Consider the following 13,562-nt stretch of genomic DNA (forward strand, 5'->3'; position numbering starts at 1 on the left):
ACCGGGTCTCGAGACGGTCGCTGCGCGACCTCCTCGACCAGCGGGGGCGCGCGACCTCCTCGACCAACGGGGGCTGCGCGACCTCCTCGACCAACGGGGGCTGCGCGACCTCCTCGACCAACGGGGGGTGGGCGACCTTCTCGACCAGCGGGGGCTGCGTTTCCTAGCGGCCCGCGAGCCCCTCGGTGGCGCCCGCGAGCTTCTGCGAGACCCAGATCGGGATGATCGAGAGCAGGATCAGCACCACGGCGACCACGTTGACCACCGGCGCCTGGTTGGGCCGGAAGAGGTTGTTGAAGATCCAGATCGGGAGCGTCTGCTCGCGGGCACCGGCGGTGAAGGTGGTCACGATGATCTCGTCGAAGGAGAGCGCGAAGGCCAGCAGGCCACCGGCCAGCAGGGCCGAGCGCATCATCGGGAAGGTCACCAGCCGGAAGGTGGTGAACGTCGACGCTCCGAGGTCGGCGGACGCCTCCTCGAGGTTGAGGCCCATCCGTCGCAGCCGTGCGATCACGTTGTTGAAGACGGTCACGATGCAGAACGTCGCGTGCGCGATGACGATCGTGAGGAAGCCCAGCTCCAACCCGAAGATGGTGCGGAACGCGTTGTTGAGCGCGATGCCCGTGACGATGCCGGGCAGCGCGATCGGCAGGATGATCAGCAAGGAGACGGCGTCGCGCCCGAAGAAGCGGTAGCGCTGGAGCGCCATCGCGGCCATGGTGCCGAGCACCAGCGCGAAGATCGTCGCGAGCGCCGCGACCTCGACCGACACCTTGACCGCCTCGCGCGCACCCGCGCTGTCGGCGGCCTTGCGCCACCAGTCGAGGGTCAGGTCGGTGGGCGGCCACGCGAAGGTCTGGCTGGCGTTGAAGGAGTTCACGACCACCAGCAGCAGCGGCGCGTAGATGACCACCAGCGCGAGGCCGGTGACGACGCGCAGGACGATGCGGAAGCCGGGCGACCAGGTCGCGCTCGGGGACAAGGGGCTGCTCATCAGACGTTCTCCAGGGCGCCGGTACGGCGCGCGGCGCCCAGGTAGACCAACATGATCACGACCGGGATCGTCGCCACGGCGGCCGCGAACGGCAGGTTGTTGGCGGCGCCGACGTTGTCGTAGACGACGTTGCCGAGCATCTGGTTGGCACCCCCGACGATGCGCACCGTGATGTAGTCGCCGAGCGACAGCGAGAAGGTGAAGATCGAGCCCGCGATCACGGCCGGGAAGACCTGCGGCACCACGACGCGGCGCACCGTGTGGCCCGTCTTCGCACCGAGGTCCATCGACGCCTCGAGAATCGAGTCGGGGAGTCGCTCCAGCCCGGCGTAGATGGGCAGGATCATGAACGGGAGCCACAGGTAGGCCAGCGTGATCACGACCGCGACGAGCCCGTACCCGGGGGTGTCGATGCCGAGCAGCCCGCCGAGGTCGCTGACCACGCCGTCCTCGCTCAGCATGATCCGCCACGCGTAGGCCTTGACCAGGTAGCTCGCCCACAGCGGCGTGAGCACCGCGATGACGAGCACCTGCCGCATCCGCGGCGAGGCGATCTTGGCCATGTAGAGCGCGACCGGGAAGGCGATCAGCACGTCGATCGCCGTCACCAGCGCCGCGATGCCGACCGTGCGGAAGGCGATCTTGCGGTAGACCTCGGACTCCCACAGGATCCGGAAGTTGTCGAGGTTCCACTCGCGGACGACGGTGCCGGTGAAGGAGTCCTGCCCCCACAGCGAGGTGATGAACAGCGCCCCGAGGGCACCCAGGTAGGCCACGCCGAGCCACAGCATCGGCGGGCCGATCAGGAGGCTCAGCCGCAGCCGCGGATGGCGGTGCAGTACGGCGGACAGCCCGTGCCGGGTGCCCTCGGAGGCGGTGCTCATCGGTCCTTGGTCAGCCCTTGATCTCGGTCCAGGCCTGGGTCCAGTCGCCGTAGTCGGTGCACTTCACGTCGGTGCGGCCGTCCAGGCACTGCTCGATCGGCGTGGTCCAGTACCAGATCTGCGCGGCGAAGTCGGCGTCCGCGGCCTTGTACTCGTCGCAGAAGCCCTCCGTCGCGATGTCGCAGGCCTTCGCGTTCGCCGGCGCCTCGCCGAAGTACTCCGCCACGGCGTCGTTGGCCTCGGGGCTGATGATGTGGTCCAGCCAGAGGTAGGCGCAGGTCTTGTGGTCGGACTTGCTCGAGACCATCCAGGTGTCCGACCAGCCCGTCGAGCCCTCCTCGGGCAGGATCGCCTCGACCGGCACGTCCTCGCCCTTCGCGACGCTGGCGATCACCTGCCAGGTGGTGCCGATGACGGAGTCGCCCGTGGTGAAGGCCTGGACCTCCTTGAGGTAGTCCGACCAGTACTCCGAGATCAGCCCGCGCTGGTCCTTGAGCAGGTCGACGGCGGCGTCGAGCTGGTCCTGGTCGAGCGAGTACGGGTTCTCGATCCCGAGGTCGGGCTCGTGCTTCATCAGGTAGAGCGCGGCGTCGGCGATGTAGATGGGCGAGTCGTACGCCGTCACCTTGCCCTTGTACGGCGAGTCGGTGTCGAAGACCGCGCCCCAGCTGGTCGGCGCGGGCGTCACCTCGTCGGTGCGGTACATGAGCAGGTTGGCGCCCCAGCCGTGCGGGATGCCGTACATCTGGCCGTCGACGGAGTTCCAGTCGCGGTCCTTGAGGAAGTCGAAGACGTCGGCGTAGTTGGGCACCAGGTCGGTGTTGACCGGCTCCACGTCACCGCCGGCGATGAGCCGCAGCGAGGCGTCGCCCGAGGCCGACACGACGTCGTACTCCCCGGTCTTCATCAGGCTGACGGCCTCGTCGGAGGTCCCGAAGTACTTCACGTTGACCTGGCAGCCGGACTCCTTCTCGAAGTCGGTGACCCAGTCGACCTTCGGGTCGGTCGAGCCGTCCTCGGCGTAGCCCGGCCAGGCCAGGATGTTCACCTCGCCCTCGGGGTCGCCGAGCTTCTGCAGCATCGGCAGGTCGGGGGCCTTGAACCCTCCGTCGGAGGCCTTGTCGTCGCTGGAGGTCGTGCCACAGGCAGCGGTCAGGGTCAGGGCCGCGCACGCCGCGACGATGCGGGGCCACCTGAGGTGTCGAGGGGTCATGACGGTTCCTTGCTGTTGAGGGAGGACGGGTCAGTCGGCGGTGGTGGGGACCGGCTCCGGAGCCACGGAGACGGTGTGCTCGCGCGACCAGCTGAGGTGGACGCGCGCGCCACGACCTGCGACGTCGCCCTCGTCGGGCGACAGCTGGTTCTGGCGGAGCACGATCAGCGAGCCGCCGAGGTCGAGGTCGACGATGCTCTGGGTCGCAGAGCCGAGGTAGACGACCTCGCGGACGACCCCGGCGGCGGTGACCGCGTGCGGGGACGCCGAGCCCGAGGCGTGCGGGTCGTCGAGGTGGAGCTGGATCTTCTCCGGCCGGACGCTGAAGATGCCGGGCTCGCCCAGCAGCGCGGTCGCGGCCTCTCCGTCGAGCACGTTGGAGGTGCCGACGAAACCGGCCACGAACGGCGTGGCCGGCAGCTCGTAGAGGTCGCGAGGGGTGGCGACCTGCTCGATGCGCCCGTTGTTGAAGACCGCGATGCGGTCGCTCATCGTGAGCGCCTCCTCCTGGTCGTGGGTCACGAACAGGAAGGTGATGCCGAGGTCGCGCTGGAGCTGCTTGAGCTCCACCTGCATCTCCCGGCGCAGCTTGAGGTCGAGGGCGCCGAGGGGCTCGTCGAGCAGCAGCACCCGCGGGCGGTTGACGAGCGCGCGGGCGAGGGCGACGCGCTGCCGTTGGCCTCCCGAGAGCTGGCCGGGTCGCCGTCCGCCGTACTGGCCCAGCTGGACGCGGTCCAACGCCTCCGCCGCGCGCTTGCGGCGCTCCGCACGGGGCACCCGCTTGACCCGCAGGCCGTACTCGACGTTCTGGGCGACCGTCATGTGGGGGAAGAGGGCGTAGTCCTGGAAGACCGTGTTGACGTCGCGGGCGAAGGGCGGCTGCCGCGTCACGTCGGTGCCCCCGAGCGCGACCGTGCCGGCCGTGGGCGTCTCGAAGCCGGCCACCATCCGCAGCACCGTCGTCTTGCCCGACCCGGACGGTCCCAGCATCGAGAAGAACTCGCCGTTGGCGATGTCGAGGTCGACCCCGTCGACCGCCACCACGCTGCCGAACTCCTTGCGCAGCCCGCGGATCGTGATGGCCGGGGCCTGCTCCGCCTGGTCGGGCTCGACCGCGTCCACTTCGGCGGCCGTCTGCTCGCTGATCGGGTGGCTCACCGGCCCACCGCCGACATCACGTGCTTGACCCGGGTGTACTCCTCGACGGAGTACGCCGACAGGTCCTTGCCGTAGCCCGACATCTTGAAGCCGCCGTGGGGCATCTCCGCGACGAGCGGGATGTGCGCGTTGACCCACACGCACCCGAAGTCGAGGTCGGCCGAGAGCCGCAGGGCGCGCTGGTGGTCGGCGGTCCACACCGAGGACGCCAGGCCGAAGGGCACGCCGTTGGCGAGCGCCACCGCCTCCTCCTCGGTCGCGAAGCTCTGGACGGTGATCACCGGCCCGAACACCTCCTCCTGGATGATCCGGTCGTCCTGCCGTACGCCGGTCACGACCGTGGCCTCGTGGTAGAAGCCCCCCTCGGGCAGGTCGGCGGGACGGCCGCCGCCGAGCGCGACGCTCGCGTGGCTCGGCAGGTCGGCGAGGAAGCCCTGCACCCGGGCCAGCTGGTGGGCGTTGTTGAGCGGTCCGAACAGGGCGTCGTCGTCCTCGGGGAGCCCCGGCCGGGCGTTGTCGCGGATCCACCCGGTCAGCGCTGCGACGAGGTCGTCGTGGACGTCCTCGTGGACGAGCACCCGGCACGCGGCCGTGCAGTCCTGACCGGCGTTGAAGAGCCCGCCGACCCCGACGCCCTCGGCCACCTCGGCCAGGTCGGCGTCGGCGAAGACGACCGCGGGCGCCTTGCCGCCGAGCTCGAGGTGGGCCCGGGTCACGCTGGCCGCGGCCGAGCGCGCGACCTCGATGCCGGCCCGGGTCGAGCCGGTGATGCTGACCAGGCCGGGGACCCGGTGCTCCACCACGGCCCGACCGGTGTCGCGGTCGCCGCACACGACGTTGAGCACCCCCGGCGGCAGCGCCTCCTGGGCGATCTCGCCGAGGAGCGCGGTGCTGGCGGGCGTGGTGTCGCTCGGCTTGAGGACGATCGTGTTGCCGGCGGCGAGCGCGGGTCCGATCTTCCAGACGGCCATCATCAGCGGGTAGTTCCACGGCGTCACCTGGCCGACGACGCCGATGGGCTCCCGTCGTACGAACGAGGTGAAGCCGTCCAGGTACTCCCCCGCCGCCCGCCCCTCGAGCATCCGCGCGGCGCCCGCGAAGAAGCGCAGCTGGTCGGCCGCGACGTCGAGCTCCTCGCTCCGGGTGAGCGAGCGGATCTTGCCGGTGTTGGCGACCTCGGCCTCGACCAGGTCGTCGGCGTGCTCGACGACGAGCTCCGCGAGCTTGAGCATCGCCTGCTGGCGCTGGGAAGGGGTGGCGCGACCCCACTCGGCACGCGCCTCGTCGGCCGCGGCGTAGGCGTCGTCCACATCGGCGGCCGAGGAGGCCGGGGCGGTCGCGAAGACGGTGCCGCGCACCGGCTCCACGAGCTTGGTGCGGGCTCCGCCGGCGGCCTCGCACGGCTTGCCCCCGATGACGTTGCGCACGACCAGGTCCGGAGTCATGGCACGAAAACCTATGAGATCAGTTTTCAAAGCACAAGGGGTGGTGCACAATTCGTGTGCCCCGCCGGAGCGGCGAGGTCGGACGGACGGGCGAGGGAGGCGGAGGGCAGTGGCGATCCAGTTCTACGGACGCGCGACCGCTGCCGTGTTCGCGCCGCTGGAGAGCACCAGCCGATCCGCTCGTGTCGCCCGGCGGCTCACCGACGCGATCGCCCTCGGCCTGCTGCCCGACGGCGAGCAGCTGCCGGGCGAGGCCGACCTCGCGCAGCAGTTCGGCGTCTCGACCGTGACCATCCGGGAGGCGCTGTCGGTGCTGCGCGGCGAGGGCCTCATCGAGACCCGCCGCGGGCGCGGCGGAGGCAGCTTCGTGCGGGAGCCCGCCGACGGACCCGCGGTCCTCGCCAAGCGGCGCCTGGCGGCCGTGAGCGTGCTCGAGCTGCGCGACCTCGGCGACCTCTATGCCGCCATCGCCGGCTCGGCAGCAGCGCTCGCCGCGCGCCGCAACGACGTCGAGGACGTGCGCCAGCTGAGGCGGGCCGCGGCACAGCTCGCCGACGCCCAGAAGCCCGATGCGCGACGCCGGGCCGAGGCGCAGTTCCACATCCAGGTGGCGGTCGCCGCCCAGTCCGCGCGGCTCTACCACGAGGAGGTCGCGATGCAGGCCGAGTTCGGCACCCTCCTGTGGCTGGCCTTCGGCGACGACGACAGCCACGAGCAGATGGTGACCAGCTGCGACGCCGTCGTCGACGCCATCGAGGCGCGCGACGAGGGGGCCGCCCGCCGTACCGCCGAGCAGCGGGTCGCCGACGCCACCGCACGTCTCATCGACTACCACCTCGCCCAGGAGCCGTGATGACCGCAACCAGGACCCCCGCCCTCGCTCCCGAGGTGGAGAAGGTCGTCGACGCCGTGGCGGCGATGGCCGGCGCCGCGTTCGAGGTCGTCGACGCCATCTCCGCGCTGGTGCAGGCGAGGTTCGCCTCCGGCGGCGCGCCGAGCCGCGGCACCCTCGGCGGCGTCGACGAGCTCTGCGCCGGCTACGTCGGCGACCCCGATCACCCCGTCCGCGGCGCCGGCTACGTCGCCGCGGTCGGCTACCTCGCCGACGAGCCGTGGTGGCTGGAGTGGTTCACCCAGGGCGAGGACGGACGCTCCCACCGGATGGTGTGCCAGACCGACCCCGACGGTGTCGGCTTCTTCGACTACGAGTTCCTCACCTGGTACGTCGTCCCGCGCGACACCGGCCGGCGCCACGTCACCGGCCCCTACATCGACTACCTCTGCACCGACGACTACAACATGACCTACACCGCGCCCGTGCTCGTCGACGGCCGGTTCGCCGGGGTCGCCGGGGCGGACATCGGGGTCCAGACGGCCGAGAAGCTGCTGCTCCCGACGCTCCGTGTCGCCGGCAGGCCTCTCGCCGTCGTCAACGAGCAGGGCCGCATCGTCGCCAGCAACAGCGGTCGCCACCTCTGCGGCGACCTCGTCACCGAGCTCGACGTGCCGGGCGCATGGCCCGCCTCGGCGCGGGCCGCGAGCGGGCTCCACGTCGTAGGCGAACTGCCGCTCGCCGTGCTCGAGCTCTGAGCGCACCCCGCCGCCCGCCGGGAAGCGGGTCAGGGGCGGACGGGGTGGTGGCTGGTGATCGAGATGCGGTTGAACGCGTTCATCGAGATCGCGGCCCAGGCGATCACGGCGTAGGCGTCGTCGCCGAGGACCTGGCGCGCGACCTCCTCGGTCGCACCGCGCTCGGCCGGCACGGGGATGCGCGTGATGCTCTCGGCGAGCTCGAGCGCGGCGCTCTCGACGTCGGAGAAGATGTCGGTCTCCTGCCACTCCTGCAGCACGGCGAGCCGGCGCGGGTCCTCGCCGAGACGCAGCGCCTTCTTGTGGTGCACGTCGAGGCAGTAGGCGCAGCCGTTGACCTGCGAGACGCGCAGGTTGACCAGCTCGAGCAGCAGCTCGCTGACCCCGGCCTCCATCGCGGCGGCCCCGATCGCCCGGGCGACGCCGCTCATCGCGGCGAACACGTCCGGCCGCGCCTTGTCGAGGTAGAGCGGATCGCCGGGTTCGGGTGCGGTCGGGCTCACCCGGGCAGCCTAGGCCAGCCGCGCGGCGCCCTCGCTGAGGAGCAGCTGTGCGGCGGTGTAGGTCGCCATCACGGCCCCCTCCAGGCGAGGGTCGGGATCGGGCAGCACGAACTTCCGCAGCCCCAGGATCGAGTCGGAGGCGAGGAAGGTCAGCGCGCCCGCCGCGACCAGCCGCCGCCCCGCCGGCCGCTCGGAGGCGTCGAGCCGGGTGGCGGCGACCACCATCGCGGTCAGGGAGGCGGAGTACGCCGCGACGACCGGCCCCACGCCCTCCCGTCGGGCGCGCCACGCCATCATCGGTGCGCTCGCCGCCCACACGCCCGCGAGGGCACGCGCACGCGGGTCGCTCGTCAGCCCGGGTGTGCGGCGCCGTCGCGGCACGAAGGCCGCCAGGTAGGCGGCGTGACCGAGGGCGAAGCCGGTCGTGCCGACCACGAAGGGCCGGCGCTCCTCGCTCAGCAGACCGACGTCACCCACCCAGCCCGCAGCCTGGGCCGCCAGCACCGGGAGCCGTGCCGACGACGCACCCGGCGCCATCGCCAGCGAGGCCGACAACGTGGGCATCAGCAACGGCTTCGTGAGGTAGCGGGCCTTGTGGGCAGCGGGGCGCGACGACATCGACAGCGCGGTGTCGGCGGCGGCCAGGGCGACGTACGCCGCCTTCAGCCTCGTGGCGGGAGCCATGCCCGGAGGCTAGCGCCCGGGGGGTACGGCGCGCGCGGGTGCTGTAACTCAGTGTTCGATTCGCTCCCTCGGAGCTCGGTCCACTTGGTCGGTGTTCTGACCGGTCAGACCGCCGTGGGAGCGAACGCACCACCGACCGAGCGGACCGAACTCTGAGTTACAGCCGAGCCGCGCGGCGCCCCCCGCCCCGGCTCCGCCCGCCGCTCCGACTGCACGGCAGCCAGCTACTTCACGACGGCCGCGTGGACCTGCTCGAGCATCGCCTTGAGCTCGGGCAGCTGCTTGACGAGCGCGATCTCCTCGGCGAGCTCGGCGAGGAGGCCCTGCACCTGGCCGAGGACCTCCTTGGTCTCCGTCAGCGTCTGGTCGACCGCGAGCATGCGCTCGTCGACGCTGGCGAGGGTGCCCTCGACGGTGGTGAGCGTGCCCTCGACCGTCGTCAGCGTGCCGCCGACCGTCTCGAGCGTCGCGTTGGCACCCGTCAGCGTCTTGTCCGCGCGCTTCAGGATCTCTCCGACCGGGTTGAGCCCCATGTCAGCCCCCTCGATTGTTGACTGGGGTGTAGTAAACACCAGCCCGCGGTCTCGCGGCTCGCTCCGCTCGCGCCCCTCAGCCGGCGACGGTCGGCTCGACCGCGGCGATGTGCACGAGGGCGTCTCCGGCGTTGACGATCGGCGCGCGGGTAAGCCCGATGACGATGCCGCTCCGGTCGGCCCGGACCAGGCGCACCCGCCGGCCGAAGGTGTCGGACAGCCCGCCGATGCGCTCACCCGCCTCGACCGTCGCGCCCAACCGGGTCTCCAGGTTGAGGATGCCGGTGCCGCGCGCCCGCACCCACCCGCTGCTGCGCGACTCCACGCTGACGGGCGTCTCGCCGGTCGGCTCGGGGTCGACCATGTCGAGGTGCTCGAGGATGCGCCGGATGCCGGCGACCCCGACGCGGATCGGCTCGTCGTCGAAGCGCAGTGCCTCGCCGCCCTCGTAGAGCAGCACCTTCGCCCCCACCTCGACCGCGGCCTGGCGCAGCGAGCCGTCGCGCAGCCGCGCGTGCAGCATCACCGGCGCCCCGAAGACCTCGGCGAGCTCGCGGGTGCGGGGGTCGTCGAGGTCGGCGCGGATCTGCGGCAGGTTCGCCCTCTTGTCGGCCGCGGTGTGCAGGTCGATGCCGACCTCGCACTTCGAGACGACCTCGGTCATGAACAGGTGCGCGATACGGCTCGCGAGCGACCCGCGCGGCGACCCGGGGAACGAGCGGTTGAGGTCGCGCCGGTCGGGCAGGTAGCGGTCACCGGCCATGAAGCCGAGCACGTTGACGACGGGTACGGCGACGAGGGTCCCGCGGAACTGCTTGGCCGAGAGCGTGGCGATCAGCTCGCGGATCACCTCGACGCCGATCACCTCGTCGCCGTGGATGGCCCCGCTGACCCACACGACCGGACCGGGGTCGCGGCCGTGCACCACGCGCACGGGCAGGCTCGCGTCGCCGCCCGTGACCAGCCGGGTGATCGGCAGCTCGACGTCGCGCTCCGAACCGGCGCGCACCCGGACGTTGCCGATGGCGAAGGACTCGCGGGGCATCCGCTCACACGCCCCTGTTGCGACGTCGTACGACGCGCTTCGGGCGACCGCCCAGGTAGCTGCGCGCGGGGTCCACGACGAAGCCCTGGCGCAGGGCCTCACGGCCGACGAGGAGCCGGAAGCCCATCTCGTCGCGGCGCGACAGGGTCACCTCGGTCCTGATGCGGCGGGTGCCGATGCGGATCGCCATGAGCACGACGTAGCGCTCCTGCACGTGTCCCGACGAGCTCCTCACGTGCCGCACGTCGTGCACCGGCAGCTCGGCCGTCACCGAGTCGGCCGCGCTGCGCTGCCACGGGTGGATCCCGAACCGGACCCACCGCGCACCGTCGCGCTCGAGCTCCTCGATGTCGAACGCGTGCAGCGACGACGTGCGGGCGCCGGTGTCGAGCTTGGCCTTCACCCAGTCGACGCCGAGCTCGGGGAGGCTCACCCACTCGCGCCATCCTGCGACGCTGGTTAGATGGGAGGTGGGCACCACCCCATCCAAGCAGGCCGGCCCGTGCACGTGTCCGTAGTCCGCTGGGCAGCCCACCAGAAACCCAGTCCAACACGACCGATCGGGCCCAGACGTGAAGCTGGCTATCCTCTCCCGCGCCCCCCGCAGCTACAGCACCCAGCGACTCCGCACCGCGGCCGTCGACCGCGGCCACACGGTGAAGGTGCTCAACACCCTGCGCTTCGGCATCGACCTCTCGGGGGACGAGCCCGACCTCCAGTTCCGGGGCCGACAGCTGTCGTCGTACGACGCCGTACTGCCCCGGATCGGCAATTCGATCACCTACTACGGCACCGCGGTGGTGCGGCAGTTCGAGCAGATGGACGTCTACACGCCCAACACGGCGGGCGGGATCTCGAACTCGCGCGACAAGCTGCGTGCCACGCAGATCCTGTCGCGGCACGGGATCGCGATGCCCGCGACGACGTTCGTGCGCGACCGCGCCGACGTGATCCCGGCCATCGAGCGGGTCGGCGGTGCGCCCGTCGTGATCAAGCTGCTCGAGGGGACCCAGGGCATCGGCGTGATCCTGGCGCCGACGATCAAGGTGGCCGAGGCGATCATCGAGACGCTGCAGAGCACCCGGCAGAACGTGCTGATCCAGCGCTTCGTCAAGGAGAGCAAGGGCCGCGACATCCGCGCCCTCGTCGTCGGCGACCGGGTCGTCGCGGCCATGCGCCGCTCCGCGCAGGGTGACGAGTTCCGGTCCAACGTGCACCGGGGCGGCAGCGTGGAGCGGGTCGAGCTCGACGAGGAGTACGAGCAGACGGCTGTCCGCGCTGCCCAGATCATGGGGCTCAAGGTCGCCGGCGTGGACATGCTGGAGGGCAAGAAGGGCCCGCTGGTCATGGAGGTGAACTCCTCCCCCGGCCTGGAGGGCATCGAGACCGCGACCCGGCTCGACGTCGCCGGCGCGATCATCGACTACATCGACAACCAGGTCGCCTTCCCCCACATCGACGTGCGCGAGAGGCTCAGCGTCTCGACCGGGTACGGCGTCGCCGAGATCGTCGTCCACGGCGAAGCCGACCTCGTGGGCAAGTCGCTCGCCGACTCCGGCCTCAGCGAGCGCGACATCACCGTCCTGACGCTCCACCGCGGCATCCGGCTGATCCCCAACCCGCGTCCCCGGCACGTGCTGGAGGACGGCGACCGGCTGCTGTGCTGGGGCAAGCTCGAGGAGATGCGCTCGATGATCCCCGCTCGGCCGAAGCGCCGCTCGCGGGTGAAGCGGCTGCCGAAGAACCCGATCCACGAGGACTGATCCCTGCCGCTGGCCGTGCCGTGGAGACCGATCTCACCCGCCACAGGGCGAGATCCGGTCCGCGCAGGCCTCACCGGCAGCGTTGACTGTGCCGGTGCCCTCTCCCACCCTGGGCGCCGACCACCCGTCCGCGCCACCTCGCACCGTGTCCGTACGGCGGCGCTGGGCCATGCTCGCCGTCAGCACCGCCGCGCAGGCGTCGTCGGCGACGATGGTGCACGGGCCCGCCTTCCTGATCCCTGTCCTGCACGACCGGGGCGGGATGTCGCTGGCCGAGGCCGGCCTCGTCGCGGCGGCACCGATGGCGGGCCTGATGTGCACCCTGGTGCTGTGGGGCGTCGTCGTCGATCGGCGCGGTGAGCGCCTCGCGCTGCTGAGCGGCATCAGCGGCGTCGTCGCGGCCGGCCTGGCCGCCGTGCTCGTGGACGGGCCGTGGCTCGTCGCCGCGGCCCTGTTCGTCGCGGGCGCCTCCTCCGCCGCGACCAACGCCGCGTCGGGCCGGATCGTCGTCGGCTGGTTCCCGCCCGAGCGGCGCGGCCTCGCGATGGGTATCCGCCAGTGCGCCCAGCCGCTGGGCGTCGGTCTCGGCGCGCTCACGATGGCGGTCCTCGCGGAGCACGTCAGCATCTCCGCGGCGCTCGCCGTCCCCCTGGTCGCTGCGGCGGTCGCCCTGGTGCTGGTCGCCCTGCTGGTCATCGACCCTCCCCGGCCGCCGGCCACCGAACGCTCGGGCGCACCCAACCCCTACCGGTCCGACCGCTACCTGGCCCGGGTCCACGGCACCTCGATGCTGCTGGTCGTGCCGCAGTTCGTCGTGTGGACCTTCGGCCTCACGTGGCTGGTCGACGAGCTCGGCTGGGCCGCGGGCTTCGCCGGGGTGGTGGTGGCGGGCACCCAGCTGATCGGCGCGCTGGGCCGCATCGGCGCCGGCCACCTCTCCGACCTCGTCGGCAGCCGCACCCGCCCGACGCAGTGGATCGCGTGGGCCGCCGCGGGCACCATGCTGGCCCTGGGGATCGCCGCCTCCGGGTCGGGTCCCGTGGTGGTCGCGGTCGCCGTACTCCTCCTCGTCGTGGCCTCCGCCGTCACCGTCGCCGACAACGGCCTCGCCTACGCAGCGGTCGCGGAGCGCGCCGGCGCCTTCTGGTCCGGACGCGCGCTCGGGATCCAGAACACGGGGCAGTACCTCGTCGCCTCCGCCGTGCCGCCGGTCGCCGGCGTGGTCATCACCGCCTGGGGGTATGGCGCCGCGTTCTCCCTCGCCGCCGCGTTCGGCCTCGTGGCCGCCGCCCTGGTGCCGGTGGCACAGGAACGCGCGCTCACGTGACCTCGGCCCGCGCGCTTCCGGAATAGCGCTCGGCGTGCGACCGTTCTCCCACCATGTCCACCATCGACCTGACTGCCGAGACCTTCGAGCAGACCGTGCTCGACAACGAGATCGTCCTCGTCGACTTCTGGGCGTCGTGGTGCGGCCCGTGCCGGATGTTCGCGCCGGTCTACGAGAAGGCGTCGGAGACCCACGCCGACGTGGTGTTCGCGTCGATCAACACCGAGGAGGAGCAGGCGCTCTCCTCGGCCGCGCAGGTGACCTCGATCCCGACGCTGATGGCCTTCAAGAAGGGTCAGCTGGTCTTCCGCCAGGCGGGCGCCCTGCCGGCGCCAGCGCTGGAGGAGCTGATCGGCGCCGTGCGCGCGATCGACGTCGAGTCGACCGCCCAAGGGCAGGCCGAGTAGGTCTCGTGAGGTCGCC

Annotated in this window: 15 protein-coding genes; 5 read left to right on the plus strand and 10 right to left on the minus strand. The window is 71.8% G+C overall.

Annotated elements, in window-relative coordinates; genetic code table 11:
• Positions 1-163 precede the first annotated feature (163 nt).
• Genes ACAX67_RS01705 through ACAX67_RS01725 form a run of 5 tightly spaced genes read right to left on the minus strand, consistent with a single transcriptional unit; the run spans position 164 to position 5,694 of the window.
• The gene (locus ACAX67_RS01705) at positions 164-994 is read right to left on the minus strand and encodes an ABC transporter permease (RefSeq protein ID WP_370702087.1); all 831 of its coding nucleotides are present in this window, start codon (positions 992-994) and stop codon (positions 164-166) included.
• A complete protein-coding gene (locus tag ACAX67_RS01710) occupies positions 994-1,878 on the minus strand; it encodes an ABC transporter permease (RefSeq protein WP_370702088.1) in 885 nt (294 codons plus the stop codon). Before ACAX67_RS01710 ends, ACAX67_RS01705 begins: the two co-directional genes overlap by 1 nt.
• A gap of 10 nt (positions 1,879-1,888) precedes the next feature.
• Positions 1,889-3,091: an ABC transporter substrate-binding protein gene (locus tag ACAX67_RS01715; RefSeq protein ID WP_370702089.1), complete on the minus strand. Its 1,203-nt coding sequence runs from the start codon at positions 3,089-3,091 to the stop codon at positions 1,889-1,891.
• 30 nt (positions 3,092-3,121) lie between these two features.
• Entirely contained in the window at positions 3,122-4,249 is a 1,128-nt protein-coding gene (locus ACAX67_RS01720) for an ABC transporter ATP-binding protein (RefSeq protein ID WP_370702090.1), read from the minus strand.
• Positions 4,246-5,694, minus strand: a complete 1,449-nt coding sequence (locus ACAX67_RS01725; protein WP_370702091.1) for an aminobutyraldehyde dehydrogenase — start codon at positions 5,692-5,694, stop codon at positions 4,246-4,248. The genes ACAX67_RS01720 and ACAX67_RS01725 overlap by 4 nt, the downstream gene beginning before the upstream one ends.
• Before the next feature lie 109 nt (positions 5,695-5,803).
• Between ACAX67_RS01725 and ACAX67_RS01730 the strand changes: the two genes are divergently transcribed.
• Positions 5,804-6,547 carry a FadR/GntR family transcriptional regulator gene (locus ACAX67_RS01730; RefSeq protein WP_370702092.1) on the plus strand — a complete coding sequence of 248 codons (744 nt, stop codon included), beginning with the start codon at positions 5,804-5,806 and terminating at the stop codon, positions 6,545-6,547.
• Positions 6,547-7,284 carry a cache domain-containing protein gene (locus ACAX67_RS01735; RefSeq protein ID WP_370702093.1) on the plus strand — a complete coding sequence of 246 codons (738 nt, stop codon included), beginning with the start codon at positions 6,547-6,549 and terminating at the stop codon, positions 7,282-7,284. Before ACAX67_RS01730 ends, ACAX67_RS01735 begins: the two co-directional genes overlap by 1 nt.
• Positions 7,285-7,313: 29 nt before the next feature.
• Here the strand turns inward: ACAX67_RS01735 and ACAX67_RS01740 are convergent, their stop codons facing one another.
• The 5 genes from ACAX67_RS01740 to ACAX67_RS01760 all read right to left on the minus strand — a co-directional run bounded on the left by ACAX67_RS01740 (position 7,314) and on the right by ACAX67_RS01760 (position 10,557).
• Entirely contained in the window at positions 7,314-7,787 is a 474-nt protein-coding gene (locus ACAX67_RS01740) for a carboxymuconolactone decarboxylase family protein (RefSeq protein WP_370702094.1), read from the minus strand.
• 9 nt (positions 7,788-7,796) lie between these two features.
• Positions 7,797-8,471, minus strand: coding sequence for a lysoplasmalogenase (locus ACAX67_RS01745; RefSeq protein ID WP_370702095.1), 675 nt, complete (start codon positions 8,469-8,471; stop codon positions 7,797-7,799).
• Between the two features lie 224 nt (positions 8,472-8,695).
• Positions 8,696-9,004, minus strand: a complete 309-nt coding sequence (locus ACAX67_RS01750; RefSeq protein WP_370702096.1) for a hypothetical protein — start codon at positions 9,002-9,004, stop codon at positions 8,696-8,698.
• A 76-nt stretch (positions 9,005-9,080) separates the two neighbouring features.
• The gene (locus ACAX67_RS01755; protein WP_370702097.1) at positions 9,081-10,049 is read right to left on the minus strand and encodes a succinylglutamate desuccinylase/aspartoacylase family protein; all 969 of its coding nucleotides are present in this window, start codon (positions 10,047-10,049) and stop codon (positions 9,081-9,083) included.
• 4 nt (positions 10,050-10,053) lie between these two features.
• Positions 10,054-10,557: an ATP-dependent zinc protease family protein gene (locus ACAX67_RS01760; RefSeq protein ID WP_370703626.1), complete on the minus strand. Its 504-nt coding sequence runs from the start codon at positions 10,555-10,557 to the stop codon at positions 10,054-10,056.
• 64 nt (positions 10,558-10,621) lie between these two features.
• Here ACAX67_RS01760 and rimK point away from each other — a divergent pair, with 64 nt between their 5' ends.
• The 3 genes from rimK (at position 10,622) to trxA (ending at position 13,546) form a co-directional block, all read left to right on the plus strand.
• Positions 10,622-11,812 (plus strand): 30S ribosomal protein S6--L-glutamate ligase, encoded by a 1,191-nt coding sequence (gene rimK, locus ACAX67_RS01765; protein WP_527890981.1) that lies wholly within the window; start codon positions 10,622-10,624, stop codon positions 11,810-11,812.
• Between the two features lie 94 nt (positions 11,813-11,906).
• Positions 11,907-13,139, plus strand: coding sequence for an MFS transporter (locus ACAX67_RS01775; RefSeq protein ID WP_370702098.1), 1,233 nt, complete (start codon positions 11,907-11,909; stop codon positions 13,137-13,139).
• A 53-nt stretch (positions 13,140-13,192) separates the two neighbouring features.
• Positions 13,193-13,546: a thioredoxin gene (gene trxA, locus ACAX67_RS01780; protein WP_370702099.1), complete on the plus strand. Its 354-nt coding sequence runs from the start codon at positions 13,193-13,195 to the stop codon at positions 13,544-13,546.
• Positions 13,547-13,562: the final 16 nt, after the last annotated feature.

Origin of the sequence: Nocardioides candidus (assembly GCF_041321175.1) — a bacterium.
Taxonomy (GTDB): Bacteria; Actinomycetota; Actinomycetes; order Propionibacteriales; family Nocardioidaceae; genus Nocardioides.

Bases quoted from the DNA above. Each gene is read 5' to 3' on its own strand.
- ACAX67_RS01705 (WP_370702087.1), bottom strand. From the start codon at position 994: ATGAGCAGCCCCTTGTCCCCGAGCGCGACCTGGTCGCCCGGCTTCCGC.
- ACAX67_RS01710 (WP_370702088.1), bottom strand. From the start codon at position 1,878: ATGAGCACCGCCTCCGAGGGCACCCGGCACGGGCTGTCCGCCGTACTG.
- ACAX67_RS01715 (WP_370702089.1), bottom strand. From the start codon at position 3,091: ATGACCCCTCGACACCTCAGGTGGCCCCGCATCGTCGCGGCGTGCGCG.
- ACAX67_RS01725 (WP_370702091.1), bottom strand. From the start codon at position 5,694: ATGACTCCGGACCTGGTCGTGCGCAACGTCATCGGGGGCAAGCCGTGC.
- ACAX67_RS01735 (WP_370702093.1), top strand. From the start codon at position 6,547: ATGACCGCAACCAGGACCCCCGCCCTCGCTCCCGAGGTGGAGAAGGTC.
- ACAX67_RS01745 (WP_370702095.1), bottom strand. From the start codon at position 8,471: ATGGCTCCCGCCACGAGGCTGAAGGCGGCGTACGTCGCCCTGGCCGCC.
- ACAX67_RS01750 (WP_370702096.1), bottom strand. From the start codon at position 9,004: ATGGGGCTCAACCCGGTCGGAGAGATCCTGAAGCGCGCGGACAAGACG.
- ACAX67_RS01755 (WP_370702097.1), bottom strand. From the start codon at position 10,049: ATGCCCCGCGAGTCCTTCGCCATCGGCAACGTCCGGGTGCGCGCCGGT.
- trxA (WP_370702099.1), top strand. From the start codon at position 13,193: ATGTCCACCATCGACCTGACTGCCGAGACCTTCGAGCAGACCGTGCTC.